Origin of the sequence: Reichenbachiella versicolor, from assembly GCF_003171675.1 — a bacterium.
GTDB lineage: Bacteria > Bacteroidota > Bacteroidia > Cytophagales > Cyclobacteriaceae > Reichenbachiella > Reichenbachiella versicolor.
On sequence record NZ_QFZQ01000009.1, the window covers coordinates 1 to 19,208 of the forward strand.

Annotated in this window: 15 protein-coding genes; 9 read left to right on the plus strand and 6 right to left on the minus strand. The window is 36.2% G+C overall.

Features of this window, described 5'->3' with window-relative positions; translation table 11 throughout:
- The 6 genes from DKG80_RS17090 to DKG80_RS17115 all read right to left on the minus strand — a co-directional run.
- Positions 1 to 293 (minus strand): hypothetical protein (locus tag DKG80_RS17090; protein ID WP_162555943.1); only part of this gene is annotated, 293 nt, incomplete at its 3' end.
- A 19-nt stretch (positions 294 to 312) separates the two neighbouring features.
- The gene (locus DKG80_RS17095; RefSeq protein ID WP_221409151.1) at positions 313 to 1,851 is read right to left on the minus strand and encodes a hypothetical protein; all 1,539 of its coding nucleotides are present in this window, start codon (positions 1,849 to 1,851) and stop codon (positions 313 to 315) included.
- A gap of 44 nt (positions 1,852 to 1,895) precedes the next feature.
- On the minus strand, positions 1,896 to 3,083 hold the full coding sequence (locus DKG80_RS17100; RefSeq protein WP_162555944.1) for a hypothetical protein: 1,188 nt from the start codon (positions 3,081 to 3,083) through the stop codon (positions 1,896 to 1,898).
- Positions 3,084 to 3,095: 12 nt separating this feature from the next.
- A complete protein-coding gene (locus tag DKG80_RS17105) occupies positions 3,096 to 4,196 on the minus strand; it encodes a porin family protein (protein WP_109832599.1) in 1,101 nt (366 codons plus the stop codon).
- 17 nt (positions 4,197 to 4,213) lie between these two features.
- Entirely contained in the window at positions 4,214 to 7,198 is a 2,985-nt protein-coding gene (locus DKG80_RS17110) for a WD40 repeat domain-containing protein (protein ID WP_109832600.1), read from the minus strand.
- A 9-nt stretch (positions 7,199 to 7,207) separates the two neighbouring features.
- On the minus strand, positions 7,208 to 9,928 hold the full coding sequence (locus tag DKG80_RS17115; protein WP_162555945.1) for an MFS transporter: 2,721 nt from the start codon (positions 9,926 to 9,928) through the stop codon (positions 7,208 to 7,210).
- Between the two features lie 800 nt (positions 9,929 to 10,728).
- On the opposite strand from DKG80_RS17115, the gene DKG80_RS17120 reads away from it, so the two are divergent.
- Genes DKG80_RS17120 through vgrG form a run of 9 tightly spaced genes read left to right on the plus strand, consistent with a single transcriptional unit; the run spans position 10,729 to position 19,200 of the window.
- Positions 10,729 to 12,492, plus strand: coding sequence for a glycosyl hydrolase family 18 protein (locus DKG80_RS17120; protein WP_109832602.1), 1,764 nt, complete (start codon positions 10,729 to 10,731; stop codon positions 12,490 to 12,492).
- Positions 12,493 to 12,494: 2 nt separating this feature from the next.
- Positions 12,495 to 13,031 (plus strand): DUF4255 domain-containing protein, encoded by a 537-nt coding sequence (locus DKG80_RS17125; RefSeq protein ID WP_109832603.1) that lies wholly within the window; start codon positions 12,495 to 12,497, stop codon positions 13,029 to 13,031.
- Positions 13,031 to 13,960, plus strand: coding sequence for a hypothetical protein (locus tag DKG80_RS17130; protein ID WP_109832604.1), 930 nt, complete (start codon positions 13,031 to 13,033; stop codon positions 13,958 to 13,960). Before DKG80_RS17125 ends, DKG80_RS17130 begins: the two co-directional genes overlap by 1 nt.
- A gap of 26 nt (positions 13,961 to 13,986) precedes the next feature.
- Positions 13,987 to 15,570, plus strand: coding sequence for a phage tail sheath family protein (locus DKG80_RS17135; protein ID WP_109832605.1), 1,584 nt, complete (start codon positions 13,987 to 13,989; stop codon positions 15,568 to 15,570).
- 37 nt (positions 15,571 to 15,607) lie between these two features.
- The gene (locus DKG80_RS17140; protein WP_109832606.1) at positions 15,608 to 16,045 is read left to right on the plus strand and encodes a phage tail protein; all 438 of its coding nucleotides are present in this window, start codon (positions 15,608 to 15,610) and stop codon (positions 16,043 to 16,045) included.
- Between the two features lie 18 nt (positions 16,046 to 16,063).
- Entirely contained in the window at positions 16,064 to 16,543 is a 480-nt protein-coding gene (locus DKG80_RS17145) for a phage tail protein (protein WP_109832607.1), read from the plus strand.
- Between the two features lie 12 nt (positions 16,544 to 16,555).
- Positions 16,556 to 16,720, plus strand: coding sequence for a DUF5908 family protein (locus DKG80_RS21195; protein WP_162555946.1), 165 nt, complete (start codon positions 16,556 to 16,558; stop codon positions 16,718 to 16,720).
- A 13-nt stretch (positions 16,721 to 16,733) separates the two neighbouring features.
- Complete coding sequence (locus DKG80_RS17150; protein ID WP_162555947.1) at positions 16,734 to 17,414, plus strand: CIS tube protein; 681 nt, start codon at positions 16,734 to 16,736, stop codon at positions 17,412 to 17,414.
- 4 nt (positions 17,415 to 17,418) lie between these two features.
- A complete protein-coding gene (gene vgrG / locus DKG80_RS17155) occupies positions 17,419 to 19,200 on the plus strand; it encodes a type VI secretion system tip protein VgrG (protein ID WP_109832609.1) in 1,782 nt (593 codons plus the stop codon).
- Positions 19,201 to 19,208 lie beyond the last annotated feature (8 nt).

Below are 19,208 nucleotides of genomic sequence, written 5' to 3' on the forward strand. Positions count from 1 at the left end.
GTTTTGAGCTTGACTTGTACTTGGCTATTGGCTTCTGTATAAAAGCCATTGATTCGGTCACTGACTCTTTTGCGTTCTTTTTCCTGATCGCCTTTCCCTTTTTTTTGTGAGTCATTGGCCCGAGTGAGTTGCCGTTGGCGTTCTCTGACCATTTGGTCCACAGCTACTTTCTCTTCGGATTGTAGACTTTTGTCTAATGCACTTTTTTCTTTTTGTTCGAGGGCTTTGGCTTCTTTGGGAGCTTTCTCTACGTCTTCTTTGATTCCGTCTCGGGCTGCGCGGGCTTCGACCATCGGTGCGGCAGTGGAGGATTCAAATTCCTTGAGGAGGTTCTGGGGATTGTAGTTCGTTTTTAATCAGGTCATCTCCAGCGGTCTTGTATTCTGTAAAGTCTGACTGTACTGAAGGTACTGGAGGTAACATTCCTTCAGCAAGGTTCAGGGCTTGTACTTTTGAAGGGGCTTCTACTCCTGGGAGCTCTTGTTTGGCTGATTCGTGGACAGGGGTAGGAGCGTCTTTGATTTTTTGATAGTTGCCTTTGACGTCTCCTGTTTGCTTTTTGATGAGCTTATTCATCCCATCAACGGAGTCTTTGGCGGGGTTGTGTTCACTTAGACGTTTGACAGCTTCTTTGGTAGTGGGTAGGCTGTCGGCCATTTTTTTAGAGACGTCTTGTTTTGGAGTGTCAGCATCCAGTTTAGGCTCTGGAGACTTCTCTACGTTGGTGATGGCTTGGTCATTGGCTTTGCTGGTGGCTTCTTCTTTGGGAGGGACTACGGCTTTTTGAACGTCTGCTACTTTTTTGGCTGCTCCTTCCGTCTTTTGTACTTGACGTGAGGTCTTACCTACTTTGGATAGTCCTTTGGTATAGGCGGATTTGGAGTTGGTGTCTAGTTCTTCTCCAGTTTTAGTAAGTGTGTCAGTTTTGGCTTTAGTGGCGTCTACTTTGGCTTCGGTAGATTCTGGTTTGTTTATTTTAAGTACATCACCGCCTTTGCCTTTTTCCTCTTTATCCTTCTTAGAAGGGTTTTCTCCTTTCTTGGCTGCTTTATCATTGACTGCAGGGGCTTTAGTAACGGGTGTTGCGTTTTCTTTTGGGGCTTCGGGGAGCTTGGTTGTTGTTGCTGTAGCTGCAGTCTTCGCAGTAGTTGTTTCAGCTTTCTTTGTTACTGAGGCAGGGGGATTAGCACCACCATTAGTACTGCTTGATGTTTTAGTGATGTTTTCTTCATTCTCACCACTCTCACTCAACGGTTGGTTGAAGTTTTGTGGTTCGGCGAGCCATAAGATGTTTGGGAATTCTTCTTTGAGGACAGAGACAAATGCTGTGGAGCCCCAGCCGAGTCCTTCTCGTACTACTTTACTTTCGAAATGTTTGAACTTGGTTCTGGTGCGTTCTTTTTCCCGACGCACGGTTATAGCCTTTAGATAGGATGTCTTGACGCCTTTGTAGTATTTGATGATGCCTTTTTCGAAATCTTCCTTGGCTTTTTTGCGACGGTTGATTTCTTGAAGCTTGGCGAAGCTTTCTTGTCTTCTGGTGCTTAAGTCTGGTTTTTTCTTGGCTTTGACCGGTTGAGGAGATGGTTTTTTGGTTGGTTTAGGAGACGGTAGCGAAGATACTTTAGGTGTAGAGGGTGGAGCGGGTGCAGTCTTTTTTTTCTGCATACTTTGGAACTCTGCCATGACTTCTTCTCTGGAGTAGTGCAAGGAAGGGTCTCTATCAGCTAGACTGGCTAGCACTCTTTGTCGGTGGCGATCTTCGGGGGAGAGGAAGGCTACAGGGGTGTGATCACTTTCTTGTCCCTCTAATTCATATTCGTGCTCCTCGGCAGAATCAAAATATGACATCTGTGTTCCCATTGATTTAGTTAATTGATAATTAAAAAGTCATTCTAATATAACTCTCCTTCTGGATTGGTTTTCATTAATATCACAGACTGATTAGTAAAAGCATAGCTAGTACCGAATACATGAAGTCCATCAGCTGATTCTGATATTCGATGAGATATATCGTTTCCATAACTATTTTCATATACTTTTTCCCAGATTAGATTACCTTGACTATCCCACTCTGCTATCATTTGATCTTGGTTATCTACAGCAGTAATTTGATATCCTGAAACTAGTAAATTGCCATTACTTGCTTGTTGAAAACCATAGAGTAAAAACTCTTTATCTCTTGTCTGTGTGATAGTTTCTTGAACCAAAATATTTTCATTTATATCAAAAAGTATCATCATTCCTTGAAACGACCCACTTTCGTTATTTCCTCCAGCTATGATAAATCTACTCTGATATGGGTACAAACCAAAGGCTAGGTTTGATGCTCCGTTAAATTGACCTAATTCAACGCTTTCTATTTTTATACCTGTTGTATCAGCTAGATTAATTGATATACTGCTGCTACCAGATGTTGGCTCATTATTTGAACCTATCCATACAATCTTGTTTTTATCTACTTCTATGATATCTACCACATTTTTTGCACTATGAGTAGTATAATTCTTAGACCATTTGATATCAAAAGTGTTTGGCTCTAGCTTCATGATGATATTATCCCATAGGTTATCATCTGAAGTAGTCTCAGCTGCAACTATGTAACTAGAGTTATCTGTCATTTTTACAAAGTGTCCATTTCTTTCAGACTCTTCAAGGGTTCCTATAGAAAGACTGTCCATTGTATTGCCATTGAAGTCCAATATCCAAAGAATCATTTCTGTACTCAGATCCTCAAGTATCATATGACCAAGAGCCAGGATTCTATTTTCTTCAACGATCATGTCAGATGCTACCGCTATAGTTCCAAAGCCAAATTCTCGACTCCATTCAGTATTACCAAATTCATCGATTTTAGTAATTAGGTAATGACTTTCAGTTTCTGGATTGATCTTTTTCGTAGCCAATATATAGTGTCCATCACTTTCTGAGGGTTTTACATCTACAAACTCTTCTTCAAATGCACCTCCAATATACTTTTGATAAATATTAGGCTCTGTATTTTTATTTAGTTCATCTGATTCACATCCAAATAAAAATAAGGCGAACAATAGGTTTAGGGTAGTTAATTTTAAATATTTCATGATTATAAGAGGTTAGAGAATATTAGATTTTTTCTTTTTCAATTTCTTCGGTCTATATATTGGAATTCCATAGCCAATCTCAACTGTGAATTGATTGATGGAAAAGTCGTTCGGAATGTAATTGTATTTGTTGATCAAGTTAGTGTTAGCGTATCTTTTGTCAGGTTCTATCAAGTTACTAAGTCCGTATGAATATCCAATTTCCATCATTAGATATCCATTACCGACTACATTCTTCCAATAGCCTCCAATGGCTGATTGTAAAGAGAAGAAGAGTTTAGCTTTTTGATCAGAAAGATCTTCTGCTGGACCTACTACAGATTGGTAACCTAATTCTTCGTTTAAAGAGTCAATCCTTACTAATGTAGCACTACTAGATACTAAATAATTGACTTTAGCTCCCAACTGTAGGTAGAACCTTAGATCACGTTTAGTATAACTAAATCTGGTGTGGAGTGGAATGCTAAGAGTCGAGAATGATTCTTCTACTGACACATTTGAGTAACTAAACTGACGATTACTATATTCAAAATTACTTTTGGAGTAAGATAGACCAGTTTCTAAAGAGAGTAATGGGGTAATTAAGAATTCACTCGTGAATGAGACTCTGTAACCAATTTTAGCCGTATAAGTTCCTAAAGACCTGTCTATATCATCTTGACCAAAATTGTCAATTACGTTGACCATAGTGCTATTTACTCCTGCTTTGAGTCCAATTATAGCAATAGGATGGTGGCGAAATTGATTGTATAAATCAACAAATTCCGACGGGTCTACATTAGGATCAATTATATACTCAGGATTTAAGTTAAGTAGTTTTTGCATGTTCTTAGATGCTTCTTCCTCTTCATTGAGGTACAGATAGGTGATCGTAAGTAGTTTGTAAGCCCTAATTTTATCCTGTTTATTGAAGTTACTTTTACCTTCTACACAGGGTTTAATGAGGCTTTGGACTTCCTCAATCTGACCATTTTTGTATTTTTCTTCTGCCAAATTAAGGTTAAGCTTACATCCTTGCTCATCTCCACCTGTCGGTTTTTGAGCTAGAGTAGGTATAATGGTCGATACATATGAAATCATTGCAGCAGCAATAAATTTGGAAAGGGTATTCATTTTGTTATTTATTTAGGTTAATCACAGGTGGAGTTTACAATTTCACTGAAATCTTCCCCCGCATAGTGGATCCATTCTTCTTGTGTAAGTTGTTTTCGATGTATGTTTGGGCATATATTAGCCGCCATTTCGTCTAGATCTAGAGGCCAAGTTTTGATTAGATAGTCTCTACTTCCTGCCCACAAGTATTTATCGTCTTGAGTAAAGGCGATTGACCAAACCCAGTCCTGATGATCTTTCAATATGATAGGGGCATCGTCTTTTGATAAAATATTCCAAATTCGAACAGTCTTATCAAAACTAGCTGTAGCTAAGAAATGGTTTTGATGATCAAAAGCAATTTGATTGACTCTAGCACTGTGACCAGGGAATTCGACTGTCTTTATAGGTGTTTTTAAGTAAACCTTACCTTTTTCATCTCCTACAGCGATATATCTTCCGTCTTGGCTATAAACTAGTGTATAGATGGACGATGGACTGGTAAGAATTTCTGAAGCATGCTTAGTATTTAAATCATATTCTTCAACCAAGCCATTGTCCCAGCCTACAAGTACAACATCCTTCTCAGGATGCACCGCTACTGCGTTGATTTTACCTGTTTTGTAAGTGATTTCTGTGAATTTATCTAAATCTAAATCATACAGCATCAATTGATTGTTGGAACCTATACAAACCAAATTGTTTTTGGGAGTGAAAGCTAAATGCCAAGTATCTGTCCATTCTGTTGGAATCATGTGTTTGAGTGATTTATTGTTTGACTTTAAATCATACACTTCAATGAAATTGAAGTTTCCACTGCATGCCAATAGATTTTCCTTGTTGTTTAGTGCCAGAGATTTATTGATTCTGGTTCCAGATTCATTTTTTTTGATGTAACTGTGAAACTTGTTTTTTTTCCATCGGATGATATTTCCGTCGCTTCCGGTTGAGAACATATCTCCGTTTTTAGCCCCAACTATGCTTCGGACATTTTGTTCGTGTTCACTCAAATTGAAAATACTTTCATCCTGTAACGATTTGAGTGAATAATAGAGTCCGTCATAGATATCAGGATCTTTTTCGAGTTTTTTAGTCTTGCCAGTATTTTCTATGGATTCATAAAAATTGTATGCTTGTTTCGCTACTAGGCTTTTTTTCTGAGGCTTATCATTTTCTATTTCTTTGGACTTAATAGCCATTGATTTGGCAATAGATAATAGTCTCAGCTCTGTAGCTTCTTTTTGCTTTTCTAAAGCGATTTTTTTCTGATTTTCAGCTTTTACCGCATTAGAGTCGGCTTCAATCTTAGCTACTCTGGCAAGTTCTTCCTTTTGTTTGGCAACCAATTCGCTTTGCTTTGCTAATTGTTCACTTAGCTTAGCCTTTACTCTTGCTCTTTCGGCTGCTTTAGCACTATTTTCGGCTTCTTCTTGTGCTGCGATAGCTTCGAGTTTTTTGTTTTCAGCTATTTTGGCACTTTCTCTAGCTGTGATCCAAGACCATCCGGCGGCAAGGGTTAAGAGAAACATGACAGCGGCAATTCGCCTAAAAATAACTATTCTTCTTCTTTGAACCTTTTCTTTTAAGATTTGAGCCCGCTCATATTCAGATTCGCTGTGCTCAAGAAACAAAATGGTGCTTTCGAAGGCTTTGTTGTGCATTAACCCCCAAGCCACACTTGGTTTTTGTTTTTTGTACCAGTCTTGAGCTAATAGTAAATCTGGTGGAACCCAAAGACCAGCTTTACCTTCTTGGTGCATGATGGCAGCTTCAGCGAGTCTTTTGTAAAGTTTGACAGATTCCGCCTCATCATCAACCCATTCTGAAAGTTCAACCCAATTTCTCATTAAACTTTCATGTGAAATATCTATCACAGTTTCATCCTTGAGATCGGTGCCTGCTGGAGGGAGTAGAAGTGATCTAGATGGGCTTCTAAAGAAGTCAACTATTTTTACAATACGATGCTTGTCAGCGTTAACAATTTCACAAATTTCAGAAAGCTGTGTAGGTCGTCGTACACCTCGACCACCATCCCCTTTTTCAGTAAGAGTTTTAAATATCTTTTGACAGATTTTTTGATCCTCTTTCTCTAATTCTCGATAGGCCTCACGAGCATGTTCAGATAGTGCATTTTGCATTCCTCCTATAGATTCGTAGTCCTCTTTTGTAATTGGTTCTGAGGGTGGTTTAAGCTTGCTCCACTGAGACCAAGTTCTCATCATGGCATGTTGCATAATTGGAAGTTGATCAGAGCTTTCGCCCATTTCATCAAGTATTAAGTCTACAAGAGAGTCTTTTATTTTAGCTTTTCTGAATTTTATCGGCCCAACTATCGCTTCTCTCTTTTCTTCTTTGGTAAGCTGAGGAATTAGATATTGACTATTATTAATGATTTTTGTTAATCTAGGGAATTTGGCACAGTCGCCTATAAAATCCGCTCTGACTGCTAATACTATATAAATCGGCGATTCGATTTGAGAAAGAGAAGAAACTATAATGTCGATAACCGAAAGAGCAGATTTTGATCCAGTTTCGTCATCATCATTGAACCTGAAAATTTCTTCAAACTGATCAATGAATAAAAGATAATTTGTATTGGAACTATTGGCTTGTTCTTCTACAATATCATTAAACGATTCTGGGTTGTTAAGCAGGGAATTTTCAAGGCTTTCAATATCTGAAAATTTCTTATTTTCCATTCCTATCTCAAACATACATTCGGCTAAGTTTTTAATAGGATTTTTTCCAGGTGTCATGGAAAGAATATTCCAGCTTTTCCCATAACTGTTCTCTTTTTGATTAGGTAGTTCAGAGAGTAATCCACAAGATATAAATGAGGATTTTCCTACTCCTGAGGCACCTACAATAGCAATAAACTTGTTGTTTAAAAGTTGATCTATGACAAGTTTGACTTGTTTTTCTCTACCAAAAAACAAGTCACTTTCATCAGGTTTGAAAGGCCTAAGGCCTGGGAATGGGTTGACTATTCTTTTAGTAATAGGTTTAGTAATCGTAGATTTCATGATTAAAGCTTAGTTTAGGTTAAATGAAACTTGAGACCAATTCAGATAAATATTTGACTCTGAATATTGACAGTTTGATAATATTGATTTGGCAATTGCTTCATCCATATACAGTGCATTTTCAAAGTCAGTTTTGGGTATATAAAATAGAACAGATTTTTGTTCGCTAGTGAGTTTAATGTCTCTTTCATTTGACACAAATCCCAAAGGGTGAATCATCTGATTTTGGCCTTTTTTAGAGCTGTTTTTTTGAGTGTCAACTTGAATAGTGCCCTCGTATATGAAATAATAATTCATCTCATCAATCGTAGTGGTAGTAATAACTTCATTTGCGTCTAATCTCAATATTTTGATAAGCCTTGTTAGGGTAGTTATACTTACACCGGATACGTCGTTTAGTTCTTTTACCTGTGATAAAAACTCTGCTATTTCTTGACGCAAAATAGAGTTTGATCCAGAAGTTTGTTTGTTTTCTATCTCTAGAAGGGTATCATAGACGTATGAAAACATGTCTTTTTGATTATATCTCGCTTTAAGATCTGAAAAAATATCTGGATAGTTTACTAGCAAGGAATATGCAGCTGTCTCTCTTAATATTGGGTTTTTATTGACTAATTGCGCTGAAAGGATCTCAGCTGTTTTGTCATCAGAAAATTCACATAAATCAATTAGAGCTCGTGTCTTTGTCCAGCCATTCATCCAGCGATAATCTCTGAAAATGATACTAGTAAGTAAGTCTCGCTTATTGTATTTCTCACAGGCAAAGACTCCTTCTAAATCATTGATTTTTTCTCTGTATGCTGATGTTTTTAAAAGAGGAATTAAATAGGTCTTAAGTTCGTCGTTGATGAATAAGTCGAGAAGTTGAGACGCTAACTCTGAATCATCTACATTTTGACTGTTGATATTGTTTTTAACTGATTCGACTGATTTTGGATCATATAGAAGAGATAGTAATCTAAACATCGTCTCGTACTTATCTTTAATCTCTATTTCAAGAGCTTTTATAAGTTCATTAGAACAGTGATTTGATTTAGCATCTAGTAATGCTGACATATTCCAAATAGTAGCCTCACATACTTCTGCAATTTCTGACCTTACACTTCTAGCCATCTTTTCATTAGTTATAGTGAAGCCACATTTACTCAATGATTCAAGGGCTACCGAAACTATGTTATGATTTGGATCTTTAAGGTATTCTAAGAGCTTATGTACGGCATACTCATTACCAATTTTGCCGATCGCCATTACTATTCTTTTCTGAGTATCCTCATTTTTTCTATTAAGTTCAAAAGCTGTTTCAAGCATATCAACAGTATTGTTATTGCCTGAGGATAAAACAGATATTACGGCACTTGAATATTGAGAGTATGTAATTCGATTGATTACACCGTTGACTGTGTCATTGTTTGTTAGGTTTTGACTTCCTATGATTGAATTTAAAATAATAGAGGGGATGCTGTCTTTTAATAAGGCGTCTAAAACTCCTATTCGTTCACTGTCAGAAAGTTCAGATAGTAATAACGCTCCATAAAGTCTTTCATATGGTAGTTTACTTGAGGTAAGTTGTGTGATGTACTTTCTATCTTGAATAATTTCAATAGTTTGTGAAAGTGATTTAACCGTTGAATTAATTAGTTTCTGTGTTTTTAAGGTAGAGAAGTTCTTGTCCGTTTGAATTCTTTTAAGTTGGTCGTAAGCTTTTATTAAGTGTAAGGTTTTAATTTCTTTGACGACTAACTCTTGTACATTTTCGTCTTTATGTTCAACAAGGTTTGACAAAACACTTCTATACTGGACGGGATCAATAATTTTAAGAGTTTTAAGCTGCGTAATGACGTCAGGGTAATCCGCAGAGCTAACCTTTTTTACTAGCACATCTGATAGACTGTCTATAAATGATTGATCATGCTTAATGAGATCACGTTGTTTATCTAGGTTTTCTTCGAGAAGAGAAGTGTATTCTTGATGTAAGTTTTTGAAAGAGAAATGTAATATCAAGCAGCCGAATATAATAAGTAGGCCAAGTGAAATAGGAATTTGACTATGCTCCGAGATAAATTCAAATGCTATTGGATAGTTGATAATAAAGTAACCTAATCCAGAGGTAATTGCTAATACAATACAGGTGCCGTATCCATTAACAATATTGTCAATACTGTTTTTTTGACGGATATCAATCGGTGTGAAATAGGTAATAAACCCAGTAGTTTGAAATCCATAAGTATAGCTAATGGAAACTATTGTGAAGATGTTACAAACAATGAAAAATCTTATATAAGTTACATCATAACCAGAGAAAGAGTATAAATAGCCAATACTTAAACAGAATAATGTTCCAATAGCTATAGTGGATGGTATAAATGAAAGAATCTTAGATAAACCAAATTTTCTAATTGTTTGACTCCCAGTTTGTGATAGTAAAATGAATGTGAGAAGTGATACACATAAGGTAAATATTAGACCAGAGATTAGGTTGTTTGGTTGATTTACCTTGAATTCTGCTACCGAGTAAACGAATAAAAGAAAAACTAGAAAGATTATGCTCTGGCTAACAGTTGAGAAAAAGAAAAGAGATAAATAGTATTTGTTTTTTATAAGTTTAGTAAGTCTGTTTTGGTATTGTAAATACTGCTTATTCCATTTTAATTCACTAAGAGGTTTGTGTTTAATTGATGCAAATTGTAGCGTTAAAAAAGTAAGAATAGAAGCTCCTAATGAAATGAGCATCAAGGTTGATAATAAATGGGTGTCTGAGGATATATTATCTGATATTATTAACAATAAAAGAATTACTATACTCAAAGAAACGGATGAGAAGTATCCTATTTTAGTATGAAACACATATTTTCTTAACTCTCGAATATTAATAAAATCTAAGGCAATTAGTTTTTGACTTTTATTCAATATCCAAAGGAAAGGTACCAAAGAAGCTATTTGAAACTCAAAAAATTCAATTCCTAAGAAAGAACCTTTTATCTTAAAATAATAGCTAAGATACTGAACTACAGTAGTTATTGAAATAATGATGGAACAGGAGCTTACTGTTGGATAATTCCGCTGTAAGTAATTGAATAAAGTTATAAGAGGTAAACCAAATAAGCTGGCCAGAATTAGTAGTCTAGGTAAATTTTCAAATGAGACATCAGAAAATAAAGAATTAACCGAAATGATTAACTGCGAGACGAAGGCAAGTCCAATACAAAAGCCAACTGTGTTGATCGATATTAGGGACTCTCGAATTCTAAGGTTAGGTTTAGTTTTTATAGCAGGTTTCATTAGAAAAAAATGGTATAATTAGATAGAACACTTGGTTAAATTCACCGTGAAATTAAAATAACTACTTTAAAATAAAAGTGTGTTTACATCAAAAAATCTATTTACATGAGAACTTTATTGAGCTACAAAAAAAAATAAAAATTAGTGTTGTTAGTTTTTAGATTTATGTTTTATTTGCTCTCGAAAGCAGTGAGAACTGCAAGGAATTTAATTTACTAAACCGTTATTTCTAATTTTTACCTAGTACCATTTTGTTTAACCTCCTATCAATACGAACCCTATCTACTTTAGTCTTTGCGATTCTAGCTTTTTCTGTTGCAGCGCAAAATGATCCTTTAAAGTCTTTTTTTAATCAAAGAGTTAAAGAGTACAACGATAATGAACCTCTTGAGGCTAAGTCAGACTCATTTTCTATAGATCCAAAACTAAAAGAAACGGTTAGTGAAGATTCTATGCTTCTGTCAAATGAATATGTTGATTCAGGGCAGTTGCATGCGATAGATACCATTTCTTTTATAAAAAGATCTAATGCTGTAAAGAAACGTCGTCCTAAACAGGATTATAAAAATGAGTCTCAATGGAGTAAGCATTATCGTATTACTCAAGCTGAAACTTATAAAGAAGAACACATTCTAGATGATTCTTATAGGGTGTTTGGTTGGCATCCGTATTGGATGGGGACAGCATACCAAGATTATAACTATTCGCTTCTATCAACAATAGCATATTTCTCATATGAGTTGAATCCCAATACAGGAGGATACAGGACTATCCATGACTGGAAAAGTACAAGTATGATAGATTCTGCCAAAGCTCATGGAACCAACGTGTTACTGAGTGTGACAAACTTTGGAAAAGAGAATAATAGGGTTTTTCTAGCATCAACAAAGGCACAAAGAGAATTTATCAAAATTCTGATTTCTCTGTTAGAAGAAAGAGGAGCCAATGGAGTTAATATAGATTTTGAGAGTATTCCGTCTGATCAGAAAGGGAATTTCACAGCATTTATTATTCAATTACATAATGAGCTTAAGAAAACCGATAAAAATTATCAGGTGACATTAGCCATTCCTCCGATAGATTATTCGAGTGTATATGAATTTAAAGTACTGAATAGCTACATTGACCTATTTGTAATCATGGGCTATGAGTTTTATGGTGCTAATAGTAATGAGGCTGGTCCAGTATCTCCTGTTGGAAGTGGAAACGTTTGGTGGGATTATAACTTACAAGGTGTATTAGATGAATATTCTGCTGAAGGAATTGCATTAGATAAAACTCTAATGGGGTTGCCATATTACGGTGCAGAGTGGAAAACAGAAAGTTTAAAATTCCCTTCTAAGGCTAAAAGTTTTGTAAAGTATCCGATGTACCGGGATATCATAAAGAAATATGGAAAGCTCCCGTGCTGTGAAGAAAAAGGGAGTATGAGCAAATATTATGTCTACCGTGATTCCAATGACGAGTATCGTCAGCTGTGGTATGATGATAGTCTTTCCTTGAGTAAAAAGTATGATTGGGTAAAAGAGAAAGGTTTAGCTGGTGTTGGGATTTGGGCACTAGGCTATGATAATGGACATTCGGAACTTTGGAAATTACTAGCTGCGAAATTTGCATATTCTGGTATGGAAGAGAATTCTGCTAGGTTTAGTAAGTTCTTTGGTCGTTATTCTCCACGTAGATTATTGATGTTACTGATGAGAGTAATTAAAGACCCTACTTATTTGACTAGAAATCCAAGACCATTATTATCTCTTTTTGGCGCGATTTCAGGTTTAAGTCTAATCGGTTTCTTCTTCATCTACAGATATGGTTATCGTATTTCAAGAACATTTAATGTCGCATTAAAGGGGACAGTTACACTCTTAGTATTGTTGATGGTAGGTTTAGTTTTTTTAGCTATGAAGTTCTCAGTTGGAGGGCAACTACTGTACCTGAGTATCGGGTTTCTTCTTGGAGGGGCGATAATCATGTGGTTGAGTAGAAATTTTTTAAAAGAAAAAGAACTTCCGTAATTATGATAGGATCTGCATTAATTACTATAGCTGAATCGGTAAACGAACATCTGAATAACATATTTTCTATTTCAGATGACAAAGTAATTGTTTCGAATTTAGTGGATTTCGAAGGGAACATGGCAGTTACTGACCCCGATAGATTGATTTTAAGTTTGGTCAATCTCCAGCCAGAAAAAGTTACACAAAGAGGTCAAATTTCAAATAAAGGAGTACTTAACGTGAATTTGTACCTTTTATTTTCTTCTACATTCATTGATGCCAATTATGTGCAAGGTTTAGATTATTTGGCTGCGATTATGTCTTATTTTGAAGTAAATAAAGCACTTAACCATTCCAATACACCTAATTTAGATTCAGGTCTAGAAAAACTTACTTTCGAAATTTTTCCTCAAAATATTCAAGATACAAGCTATCTGTGGGGAGCTGTAGGGGCTAAGTATTTGCCGTCAGTTATTTATAAAATGAGGATGGTAAAGCTTAGGGAAGAAAATATGAATTTGAGTGCTCCTTTAACTGGTTTATCTACCAAATTTTAATGATAAGTTTTCAATTTCAATATCGACCTTTCATACAAGTTGACGTTAGTCATAGTTACTTTGATAATGACTCTATCAGTTATTTGAAAGTTATCCCGGACAGATCAACAGAATCTCTAATCCGAGATTTAGGAATAGTTTTCAAGCAGGAGGATTTTAGATTTATCCTGTTAGCTGATCAAGTCAATGAAGATTCTTTTAAGGTAAGACTTCAGAGACTTGAAGAACTTAGGTTTGGTTTTTGGCTGTCCTATGGTACTCCATATTTTAGAGGAGTTACGCAAGGAGCTTCCTTAGAAACGGATACTTTGTTCTACTTTTCAAATGAGAATAATAAAAGTGAGCTCCATCAAAAAAGTGTAGTAGGGAAAGATGAACAAATTACACTTTTAGAAGATTCTCCTTATAAGGAAAGAGTTCAATCAGTTGAAGGAATAGTTGTCGTAGGGCAGGAAAAATTTTTGGTGTTACCCAGTTTACCTCTAAAGTATCCGCTAGGGTATGTAGAGTTGATTTTTGGAGCTCAAGAGTTGAAATCTTTAATCGATTCAATTGATAATGGAGACGGGATTCCCAACCAGAATTATCAGATCAACTTTGAGTCACGAGAATTACCCTGGAAGTATGTTTTAAATTCAAGTAGTGCCCAAAGATTGAAAAATACTCTGGTATTATCAGATGCTAAGAATATAAAGTTTAAAGGACCTGTTGAAGAACACGAGAGAACGGGGGTAAACTCTGTCTCCTTCTTATCTAATAGCTCTTTGAAGTTGAGTGAGTTTTCAAATTATCAATTTCAATTGGTAGAAATGAATGGAAGTAAGGTAGAAAAAGTAATAAAGAAGAGGTTACCAGTTCCACGTGTTGACTCAGTAATAAAGGATAATTCGAGTGGGGAACTACTCGCATATATACATATTAATCTATAAATATAATCTATAACAAAATCTAGAAGATGGCAATGAACTTGGCTACTCCTGGTGTTTACATTGAAGAATTAAACGCCTTTCCGAATTCTGTAGCAGGAATTCCGACTTCTGTACCGGCCTTTGTAGGCTACACAGAAAACACTAGAAGAGACGGCAAGTCTCTGATTAATCAACCGGTAAGAATTAGCTCTTTGTCTGATTACATCAAAATTTTTGGTGGAGCAGCAAAATCTACTTTCAGTATTCAGGAAGCTAATGGTGCTGACGAAGCTGTTGCAGAAATTGCGGGCAAAGGCTATAAACTAGTACCTGATACGACTAGTAGATTTTTACTTTTTGATAGTATTAGACTATTTTTTGCGAATGGAGGAAGTACTTGCTGGATAGTGAGTGTTGGAAGCTATGAAAAAGAGGCTCCAGCCCCAACGCCAGCTAAAAGCAAAGATGGCAAGGAGAGCAAAGAAGCTCCAAAAGCTGCTGCTTCGCCTGTAGCAAACACAATTGCAAAAAAGGCTCTATTGGATGGTATTACTGCATTGGTTGCTGAATCTGAACCGTCTATGTTGGTTATTCCTGAGACAGTAATGTTATCTGAGGGTGACTGTTTTGCTGTACAGCAAGAAATGTTATCACACTGTGGCTTCAAAATGAAAGACAGGTTTGCTTTGTTGGATGTATACAACGGTGCTAAACCAAGATCATATGATGCTAATGATGTTATTGACAGATTTAGAGAGGGTATTGGTCTTAATCAGCTTTCATATGGTGCAGCATATTACCCATGGGTTCATACTGCAGTGGTAGATACTGATGAAATTGATGTAAGTAATATTTCCAATCTCGATGTTCTTGAATCTGTGTTGGGTAAAGAAGCTGAGAAACTTGCTGACAATGCTAAAAAAGCTGATGAAGTAAAAGCTGAATTAAAGAAAGTAACACAGGGAGTAATTGATTCAGAAACAGCTACTCAAATGTTAGGAGTAATTAGTCCTGCATTCAAGAAATTTCAAGCTGGAATGAAGACTTTTATGAATATTCTTCCTCCAGCGGCAGGGATGGCTGGTGTTTATTGTATGGTAGACGATGAGAGAGGAATCTGGAAAGCTCCAGCTAATGTCAGTATCAATTCTGTTGTTTCACCTACAGTAAAATTGACGAATGAAGATCAGGAAGATTTGAATGTTACGGTTTCGGGTAAGTCTATTAATGCTATTCGAGCTTTTGTTGGAGACGGAACTACTGTTTGGGGTGCTAGAACTCTGAACGGAAATAGTCAAGACTGGAAGTATATTAATGTAAGAAGAACAATTACATTCATAGAAGAGTCTATTAAATATGCTGCTAAGAAGTATGTCTATGAACCTAACACTGCTAATACTTGGGTATTGATCAAAAGTATGATTAGTTCATTCTTGAACAATATTTGGAGACAAGGTGGACTTGTTGGCTTGACAGCAGAGCAGGCTTTTGATGTGCAAGTTGGCATGGGCTCTACAATGACTCCTAACGATGTTTTGGATGGAATCATGAAAATAACAGTGAAAGTAGCGGTTTCAAGACCTGCTGAATTCATTGTGGTTACTTTCCAGCAGAAAATGCAGGAGTCTTAATTTAATCAAATACTTAACGCTTTAGACAGATAAAAAAATGGCAGAAGAATTATGGCCTGTTCCCAAGTTTCATTTTGAAGTTACTTGGGGAGATATAGATTTAGGTTTTCAAGAAGTAACAGGGTTAGAAATGGAAACCCAGTTCATTGAGTACAGAGCAGGAAACGATCCTGATTTAATTTCTCAGAAGATACCAGGTTTGAAAAAGCATGGTAATATCACTCTTAAGAAAGGTGTTTTTGAAAATGACACCACTTTCTATGATTGGTTTGCAGATGTACAAACCAATACTGATAGAAGAGAAGATATAACGATTTCGTTGTTGAATGAGGAACACGAGCCTGTGATGACTTGGACAGTTCGAAATGCGTTTCCAGTGAAAATTTCTGGTCCTGACTTAAAGGCAGATGCCAATGAAGTAGCTCTTGAAACTATAGAGTTAGCTCATGAAGGCATTGAGCAATCTGCAGGTTAATTGATAAACAATTAATTGATGGCAGGGAATAGTGATTATCCTTTAACAGGATATCGGTTTCGTTTAACGCTTGCTGGAGTTACTTCATTCCAGCAAGCGTTGGGAGCCGATGATACTAGTTTTCAAGAAATTTCTGGAATTAGCTCTCAGTTGGCCGTTGAAGAATACAAGGAAGGTGGACGGAATGGTTTTGTTCACCACCTACCTTCTCATGTTAAGCATTCTAATCTGGTTTTGAAAAGAGGAATAACAAGCAAGTTTAGTGAGTTATCTACTTGGTGTATGACTACTATGAAGTCTGGTTTAGCTATTCCGGTCGAATTAAAACAAGTTTATATTCAATTATTAGATGATTCTAATTCTCCTGTTTTAAGTTGGATTTTCGCGAATGCCTATCCAGTAAAATGGGAATATTCAGCTCTTGATGCACAGAAAGGTGATATATTCATTCAGACAGTAGAATTATGTCATCAAGGTATGATTGAATTGCCAATATAAATATAGATGATCATGGCTATTGAGATCAAGGAGCTAAAAATTAGAATGACTGTAGCAAACGGAACAATATCAAGACAAAATACCGATGATATTATAAACAAACAGCACGAAGACTGGATGGTTAAAAAAATTACCAATAGGGTACTAGAGAGAATAAAACGAAATTCAGAAAGATAAAAATTAAAAAGTAATGATCCCGAATACCCCAATGGACTTGGTGGGAACCAAGCTTACTATTGATAATAAAAAAGAAAAATTTCAAGTTCAAGTTAATCCAACATCTATTAGTTTAACAAAGGGAATTGGCTATAATCCTAAAAATGGAATGGGAAGTGATGGTGCGACCCTTACTTTTAAAAGCAAAAAGCCTACAACCCTTTCTTTCGAAATTTTGTTCGATGGTACTGGAGCATTGGGTTTTGGAGATATGAGTAGGAGCTTATCAAAGGATCATGATGTAGATGCGAGAATTAAAAAATTAGAAGATGTAGTCTTAAAATATCAATCAGCCGAACATGAAACACCGCTAGTAAAGGTTGATTGGGGAGAACTTATATTTGAAGGAAGGCTCACCTCTTTAGATTATACCCATTCTATGTTTAAACCAGGTGGGAAACTTTTAAGAACGAAGGCCAAGCTAACATTTACAAGCTCCGAAAAGGAAGAGAAAATAGCAAAGAGACAGAATGAGAATTCTCCCGATTTGACTCATTTAGTTACTGTAAAAGCCGGTGATACTCTTCCGTCAATGTGTCAAAAAATTTATAAAGACAGTCAATACTATTTACAGGTAGCTAAAGTAAATAGCTTGACTAGTTTTCGGGCGTTGAAACCTGGTATGCAAATTCTTTTCCCACCTTTGAAAAAGTGAAGATATGTTGGCAAATAATGATAAGTCTGTAGTTACACATCAAGTATTGGTAGATGGGGTTCAACTTGAAACTAGCTATTTTATAAGTGCTATCTATGTTTCCAAAGAAATTAATAGGGTCGCTTCAGCTAAACTAACCTTTAGTGATGGAGGGCTGGGTACAGACGATGAATTTAGAATCAGTGATTCCGGAATTTTAGAACCTGGTAAGAAGGTGGAAATTAAAGTTGGTTACAATACGGATGAGAAATCTTTATTTGAAGGTATAGTTACTAAAAACTCCTTGACAGTAAATGATGTAGAAGGTTTTGTGCTTACTGTAGAATGTAAGGATCCCGTCGTGAAAATGACCGTTGGGCGTAAAAATTCAGTTTTTTACGAAAAGAAGGACTCTGATATCATAAACGAATTAGTCAAAGCTTCAGGAAGTCAAGCTACTGTTGGAGAAACGTCTACAGAGCATGAAGAAATGATTCAACACTATATCTCAGACTGGGATTTTATGCTAATGAGGGCGGAGGCCAATGGTTTTATCGTAGCAAATTCAGATGGGGAATTAATAGTAGATAAACCATCTACAAAGCAGTCAAAAATAGAAGTCCGATTTGATGGGACGATTCGTTCATTTGATGCAGTATTGGATGCTCAAAATCAACTTGCAGAGGCGGAGGTGACTGCATGGGATAGAAGTGAACAAAAGCTTGTCAACACAGTTGTAAAAGCCCCTAAACAAGAGAAACAAGGAGGGGTGCGCTCCTCAAAATTGGCGGAAGTTATAGGTGTTGATACTTATACAATGCAATCTGGTGCAAACGTGGTGATGTCGGATTTACAAGCTTGGGGAGAGTCAAAATTATTAAAGTCAGAACTCTCGAAGATAAAAGGAAGTGTTACGATTGGTGGTACATCGGATGCGGAATTAGATACTTGGTTTAAGTTGGAAGGTGTCGGAAAAACATTTGATGGTGATGCCTATATATCTGGTGTGTATCATAGAATAGAAGATGGCGATTGGGAGACCGAATTGCGGATAGGATTGTCTGAGGGCTGGTATGTTGATCATACTCCAAATATTGCAGCTATGCCAGCCTCTGGAATATCATCACCGATTCATGGATTGCATATTGGTATTGTGAAACAAATTCATGAGGATCCTATGGGAGATCACAGAATACAGGTGTCAATTCCCACGCTTCAACAAGATAATATGCCTGTTTGGGCTAGAGTCTCAAATTTATATAGTAGCAAGGGAGCGGGCTTTTTCTTCATGCCAGAGTTAGAAGATGAGGTTGTTTTAGGCTTTTTTAATGATGACCCAAATTTCCCAGTAGTACTCGGCTCTATGTACAATAAGATGGCAGAGCCAGCTTATGTGGCTAGTGAAAACAATGAGATTAAATCTATTTTAACTACTAGCAAACTAGAGATTCAATTCAATGAGGAAGAAAAAAAAATAACCATTCTCACACCTGAGGGACAGAAAATTGTTCTGGATGATAATAATAAATCTCTTACCCTAATGGATGAGGCAAACTCTAATGAAATTACTTTAGGGAACGGTGGTTTACAGATAAATTCTGCTGAGGATATAGTACTTTTTGCTGAGGGTAATATTTCAATGAAATCTAACGGTAATATTGAGCTAATGGCTGAAGGAGATTTGTTAGGAAAAGGTATGAATGTTGAAATTAAAGCAGATACAAAATTTTCTGCAGAAGGTGCACAAGCTGAATTGAAAGGTTCAGCTAGTACCGTGATTGAAGGGGGATTAGTTCAGATAAATTAATAAGTAAG